At 73.6% G+C, this 5,138-nt stretch carries 5 protein-coding genes; 2 read left to right on the forward strand and 3 right to left on the reverse strand.

Annotated features, from left to right (window positions below):
- Positions 1-1,215, reverse strand: a 1,215-nt coding sequence (locus tag EEJ42_RS34120) for an ABC transporter permease (protein WP_148082125.1), incomplete at its 3' end; no start/stop codon positions are given.
- Positions 1,212-1,919, reverse strand: coding sequence for an ABC transporter ATP-binding protein (locus EEJ42_RS34125; protein WP_123105970.1), 708 nt, complete (start codon positions 1,917-1,919; stop codon positions 1,212-1,214). The genes EEJ42_RS34120 and EEJ42_RS34125, both read right to left, overlap by 4 nt.
- A gap of 160 nt (positions 1,920-2,079) precedes the next feature.
- Here EEJ42_RS34125 and EEJ42_RS34130 point away from each other — a divergent pair, with 160 nt between their 5' ends.
- Both EEJ42_RS34130 and EEJ42_RS34135 read left to right on the forward strand, forming a co-directional pair.
- A complete protein-coding gene (locus EEJ42_RS34130; protein ID WP_123105972.1) occupies positions 2,080-3,444 on the forward strand; it encodes a sensor histidine kinase in 1,365 nt (454 codons plus the stop codon).
- The gene (locus EEJ42_RS34135) at positions 3,441-4,133 is read left to right on the forward strand and encodes a response regulator (protein ID WP_123105974.1); all 693 of its coding nucleotides are present in this window, start codon (positions 3,441-3,443) and stop codon (positions 4,131-4,133) included. Before EEJ42_RS34130 ends, EEJ42_RS34135 begins: the two co-directional genes overlap by 4 nt.
- Before the next feature lie 287 nt (positions 4,134-4,420).
- On the opposite strand, the gene EEJ42_RS34145 is transcribed toward EEJ42_RS34135, so the two are convergent.
- A partial coding sequence (locus tag EEJ42_RS34145) for an aminodeoxychorismate/anthranilate synthase component II (protein WP_148082126.1) occupies positions 4,421-5,138 on the reverse strand: 718 nt, incomplete at its 5' end.

The following is a 5,138-nucleotide window of genomic DNA, read 5'->3' on the forward strand; positions in this document are numbered from 1 at the left end:
GCCCAGGGCGACCGGCCGCGGCAACGGCAGCCGCCCGGCCAGGCGGGCCGCCCACCGGCCGCGCCCCGCCGAAGCGGTACGCCCGACGGCGAGCGCGTCGACCGTACGCAGCCGACCGGCCCGCCAGGCGCTGGCCCACGCGGTCGCCGCCACCAGGCCGAGCACCCCGGCGATCACCGCCAGGTCGACCCAGGGGGCGATGGCCAGGGACGAGGTGCCGTAGACCTCCTCGGTCTCGGCCAGTACGGGGACGGCGAGCAGGTGGCCGGTGAGGACGCCGAGGGCCGTGCCGATGGCGGCCGGGATCAGCGCCTGGCCCACGTAGGCCCGCACGACCTGGGCCGGGGTGAAGCCGACGGCCTTGAGGATGCCGATGCGGCGCGTTGCCGTGCCGACGGCCGACGCGACGACGTTGCCGACGATGAGCGCCGACATGACCAGGCCCAGGGCGCCGAACGCGATGAGGAACGGGACGTAGACGGCGGTGTCGCGCTCGGCGCTCTTCTTGACGGTGAGCCAGGACTGTTCGCCGACGGTTGCTCCCGGCGGCAGGGATCGCGTCACGGCCTTGCCGCCCGCGGTGATCTGCGCGGCGGTGCCCGCGTCGGTGAAGCGGTAGAGCATCTGGTAGCCGCCGCTGCCGGGCGCGGTGAGCGCCGGCATCTGGGACGGGACCACCCAGGCGTCGGCGGTCTGCGTGACCGAGCGGGCCACACCGACCACCGTCAGCGTCGGACCGCCGGGCAGATCGGGGAAGGCGAGCTTCCTGCCCACGGTCGGGATGAGCGAGGAGTTGGCGGACAGCACGATCTCGCCGGAGTGCGTGGGCCACCGCCCGTCGAGCAGTGCCACGGCGTCCACGTCCCGGCCGGGATCGCCCCGGCCGACCACGGTCATCGGCCCCCCGGGGCCCGCCCCGTCCGACCGCGGGGTGACCGTCGCCGTACGGAACGGCCCGGCCGCACGGCTCACCCCTTCGGCGTCCTTGGACCTCGACAGCTGCCCGGCACTCACCTTGCCCGCGTCGAACTGCACGGACAGATGCGCGCCGTGCTGCCCCGCGAAGGCGTCGTCGAAGGGCGCGCCGGACACCACGAGCAGCGATCCGCCGAGGACGGAGGCGGCCACCGCCATCATCGTGGCGAGCCCGATCACCAGCGTCTGCACCCGGCGTCGTCCCATCCCGGAGCGCACCACCTTGCCGAGCGCGCTCATCGGACGGTCTCCGGGCCGACGGCCCGCGACCGGGCGTCTTCGGTGATCCGGCCGTCGGCGATCCGGACCGTACGGTTCGTGCAGGATCGGGCCAATGCCAGGTCGTGGGTGACCACGACGATGGTCTGGCCCTCGGCGTTGAGGTCCGTGAGCAGCCTGCTGACGTCCTGTCCGGCGGCCGTGTCCAGGGCCCCGGTCGGCTCGTCGGCCAGCAGCAGCGCCGGCCGGTTCATCAACGCCCGGGCCACCGCGACGCGCTGCCGCTCGCCGCCGGACAGCCGCCCCGGGTAGGCGCGCGCGTGCCGGTCGATGCCCAGCAGCTCCAGGAGTTCCGCCGCCCGGCGGTCCGCCACGCCACGTGCCATACCCGCGAGGCGCGCGGGCAGGGCGACATTGTCGGTGACGGTCAGATCGTCGAGCAGGTTGAAGAACTGGAAGACCATGCCGATCTTCGACCGCCGGTAGAGCGCCGAGCCGGCTTCGCCCAGCCGGTCCACCCGCACCCCGTCCACGGTGACGGTCCCCGTATCGGGCCGGTCCACGCCCGCGATCAGATTGAGCAGCGTGGACTTGCCGCTGCCGGAAGGGCCGAGGATCGCGACGGCCTCGCCGCGCCGCACGGTCAGCGATGCCCCGTGCAGAGCGGGCGGGCCGTCGTCGTATCGGCGACCCACCTCGCGCAGTTCGATCACCGGCATGGTCATGGGAGGCTCCTTGGGTACGGGCAGTTGGCTGCGTGAACGCTAGGAGCGGGCCCGGCCCGCCCGCGTCGCCCGCCCGGCCCCCTTGCGGTACCGCGCCGGGATGAGCCCCGGAAACGTCATCCTTGCGATGTAGGCGGGTGATGTATCCGGGGCGGCGGGAATGACCACCGGGACGGACTCCGCGGGTCCGTGCGGCGGCGACAATGAACCGGTGAGGGACTTACGTACGCCGCTGGAGCGGCTGCGGGAAGCCGTCCGCCGGACGGTCCGCGACGCCGGGCTTCCGAGCGGTCCACCGCTGCGGCCCACCCGGCGCGCCTGGCAGTTCGACGCGCTGGTTGCGCTGGCGCTCGGAATCGCGACCGTCTACTACGGCATCGACAACGTCGACAACGTCGTGTTGCGTGAGATCGCACCCGGCGTCGAGGCCGTCGTGGCGCGCCCGACCGGCCCCGGCGGCCTGGCCCTCATGGTGACCCTCGCGGTCATCGCCTCGGGTGCCCTGGCGCTGCGCCGCCGCCACCCGCTCGCCGTGCTGTGCGTCGTGACGGCCGCGACCCTGGCGACACCGCAGAGCGTCATGCGGCTGACCTTCTACGCGTTCGTCATCGCCGTCTACAGCGCCGCCGTGTACAGCCCGTACCGGGTGGCGACCCTGGCGGCGCTGCCGGTGTCGGTCGTCCTGGTCGGCACCTCGGGGAACTCGGTGACACCGATCGTCCCCAACGAATACATCGCCCTGCTGATCCTGGTCCCGATGGCCGTGGCCGCCGTCGGCCTGCGCACCTGGAAACTCCGCACCGACGAGGGCCGCACCCGGCTCTCCGCCCTGGAACGCGAACAGGCCGAGGCGCTGCGCCGGGCCGTCGAGCACGAGCGGGCCAGGATCGCCCGCGAACTGCACGACGTCGTCACGCACAACGTCAGCGTGATGATCATCCAGGCGGGCGCCGCCCGCAAGATCATGAAGACCTCCCCCGAGCAGGCAGGCGAGGCGCTCCTCGCCGTCGAGGCGGGCGGACGGGCGGCCATGACCGAGCTGCGCCACGTCATGGGCCTGCTGACCATGGCCGACGAGGACGAGGGGACGGACGGAGGCGCGGACCCGGCCGACACGGCGGCGGAGCTGGCCCCGCAACCCGGCCTGGACCAGCTGGAAAAGCTGGTCGGACGGGTCCGGGACACCGGTCTGCCCGTCGACCTGACCGTGACCGGCCCGCCCCGCCCCCTCCCGCCCGGCCTCGAACTCGCCGCCTACCGCGTGGTCCAGGAAGCCCTGACCAACACCGTGAAGCACGCCTCCGGCGCCACCGCCGCCGTGACCGTCGCCTACGGCCCGGACCGGCTCCGGGTGGAAGTCACCGACACCGGTGGCCACCCGGGCGCGGGCGCGGCCGCCGGAAACGGCCGGGGCCTGATCGGCCTGCGCGAGCGCCTCGCCGTCCACGACGGAACCCTGACCACCGGCCGACGCCTGACCGGCGGCTACCGCGTGGAGGCCCTGATCCCCTTGGAGACACCGTGACCGAGCCGCTGCGCGTGCTCCTCGCCGACGACCAGACGCTGGTCCGCACCGGATTCCGGATGATCCTCAGCGCCGACGGCATCGACGTCGTCGCCGAGGCGACCAACGGAACCGAAGCGGTCGAAGCGGTCCGCCGCACCCGTCCCGACGTGGTCCTGATGGACATCCGGATGCCCGAGATGGACGGCCTGGAGGCCACCCGCCGCATCCTCACCGGCGCCCCCGCCCCCGACACACCCCGCGTCATCATCCTGACCACCTTCGACCTCGACCGATACGTCTACGCGGCGCTGTCCGCCGGTGCCGGCGGCTTCCTCCTCAAGGACGTCACCCCCGAACAACTGACCGCCGCCGTCCGCACGGTCCGTACCGGCGACGCCCTCCTCGCGCCCGCCATCACCCGCCGCCTCGTGCAGCGGTTCGCCCGGCGCGGCAGCGACACCGCCGCCCTCCACCGCGACCTCGCCTCGCTCACCCCGCGCGAACTGGAGGTCCTCGGCCTGCTGGCCCGGGGTCTGAGCAACGCCGAACTCGCCACCCGCCTCCACCTGGCCGAGGCGACCGTCAAGACCCACGTCGCCCGCATCCTCGCCAAGCTCGGACTCCGCGACCGCGTCCAGGCCGTCATCGCCGCGTACGAGACGGGCCTGGTCAGCGCGGGCACCCAGCCGTCCAGCGAGCAGCCGTAGGCCGAGGGTTCGTTGCCGGGCGCGAGCCGGTGGCCGGGTTGTGCCCACCCGTTCCTCCCCGCGGAACGATTGCCCACAACCAGTTCAGGCCCCTCCGGGCGTACAACCCAGCCCCTCCGGCGTTTGAGGAGCGGGGTCCTTGGGCGGAGATGCCCCACTCCCAGCCCTTCCGGGGTTTGAGGAGCGGGGTCCTGGGGCGGAGATGCCCCAATCCCAGCCCCTCCGGCGATTGAGGAGCGGGGGCCGGGGCGGAGCCCCGGTTTCGGGAAGGGGCGGGGTGGGGGAAATCAGACCCGCACCGCAGCGAGCAGCTCCGCCACCACCACCGCCCCATCCAACGACAACACCGACTCCGGGTGGAACTGCACACCGGCAAAGCCCGGCCCCCGCAGCGCATGCACCTCCCCGGTCGACGCGTCGCGGCACAGCTCCACCCGATGCATCGCCAACTCCGCCTCCACCCCCTCATCGCACCGCGCGGTAAACGTGTTGTAGAACCCCACCGTCTCCTCCCGCCCGAAGAAATCGATCCGCTCCTGCGCCCCCTGAAACGGCACATCCTTCCGCACGATCTCCAACCCCAGCTCCGCCGCGATCAGCTCGTGCCCCAGGCACACCCCCAGCAGCCCGTGCCGGTGCCCGGCCACCAACTCCGCCGTCAGCCCCCGCAGGAACCGCATCTTGGGGTCCGCCGCGTCACCGGGATCGCCCGGCCCGGGGCCGAGCACGACCGGCCCGTCGTGGGTCAGGGCGGCCTCCCGGACGCCCGGCTCGTCGTACCGCCGCACGGTCACCGTCAGCCCCGCCGTCCGCAGCAGATGCGCGAGCATCGACGTAAACGTGTCCTCGGCGTCGATCACCAGCGCATGCCCGGACAGCAGCTGCTCGGCGGCCTGCATCCGCAGCCAGAACGGCGCCAGGTCGGCCCGCCGCGCGTCCAGCGCCGCCCGCACCCGCGGGTCGTCCGCGAGCCGCGGCCGGGCGGTCCCCGAGGACCGCACGGCC

Origin of the sequence: Streptomyces botrytidirepellens (assembly GCF_003721215.1) — a bacterium.
GTDB lineage: Bacteria > Actinomycetota > Actinomycetes > Streptomycetales > Streptomycetaceae > Streptomyces > Streptomyces himastatinicus.

What these genes read in the sequence shown, in the direction of transcription:
- EEJ42_RS34125 (WP_123105970.1), bottom strand. Translation starts at nt 1,919, where the DNA reads ATGACCATGCCGGTGATCGAACTGCGCGAGGTGGGTCGCCGATACGAC.
- EEJ42_RS34130 (WP_123105972.1), top strand. Translation starts at nt 2,080, where the DNA reads ATGACCACCGGGACGGACTCCGCGGGTCCGTGCGGCGGCGACAATGAA.